Raw genomic sequence first — 736 nt, 5'->3', positions numbered from 1 at the left:
GCCCGCCGCCGCGCCGGAATCCGGTGACGTCGGCACCCTCGACGCCTGTTACACCTTCCCCCGCACCCTGAGCCGGGGCATGTCGGGCGCCGACGTCACCCAGCTCCAGATCCGGGTCGCCGGCTACCCCGGTTACGGCCAGGTCCTCGCGATCGACGGTCAGTTCGGCCCGCACACCGAGGAGGCGGTGCGCCGCTTCCAGCAGGCGTACGGCCTGGGCGTGGACGGCGTGGCCGGGCCGCAGACCTTCAACCGGATCTACGCCCTGCAGAGTTCCGACTGCTCCACCGTCAACTTCACCTTCGCCGAGTTGAACCGCTGCAACTCCAACTGGTCCGGGGGCGCGGTCTCCGCCGCCACCGCCCGGGAGAACGCCCGCCGCACCATGTGGAAGCTCCAGGCCATGCGCCGCGCCATGGGCGACCGGCCCATCACGGTCAGCAGCGGCTTCCGCTCCACCTCCTGCAACAACGCGGTCGGCGGCGCGAGCAACAGCCGCCACCTGTACGGGGACGCGGCCGACCTGGTCGGCACGCACTCCTTCTGCGCCCTCGCCCAGCAGGCCCGCAACCACGGCTTCAACGGCATCCTCGGCCCCGGCTACCCCGGCCACAACGACCACACCCACGTCGACACCCGCGCCTCCCGCTTCTGGTCGGCGCCCAACTGCGGCATCTGAGCCGCCCCCGAACGGGCCCGCCCGCCACCCGGTACCCGGTGCCGGGCGGGCCCCACC

General features: G+C 73.0%; 1 protein-coding gene. It reads left to right on the top strand.

From position 1 onward, the window contains the following. Nucleotides 1–679, top strand: a 679-nt coding sequence (locus tag FOE67_RS27535; protein WP_182667524.1) for a D-Ala-D-Ala carboxypeptidase family metallohydrolase, incomplete at its 5' end; no start/stop codon positions are given. Nucleotides 680–736 lie beyond the last annotated feature (57 nt).

The organism is Streptomyces calidiresistens, assembly GCF_014141525.1.
In the GTDB taxonomy this organism is placed as follows: Bacteria; Actinomycetota; Actinomycetes; order Streptomycetales; family Streptomycetaceae; genus Streptomyces; species Streptomyces calidiresistens.
This window is presented reverse-complemented; position numbering and strand designations above follow the sequence as displayed.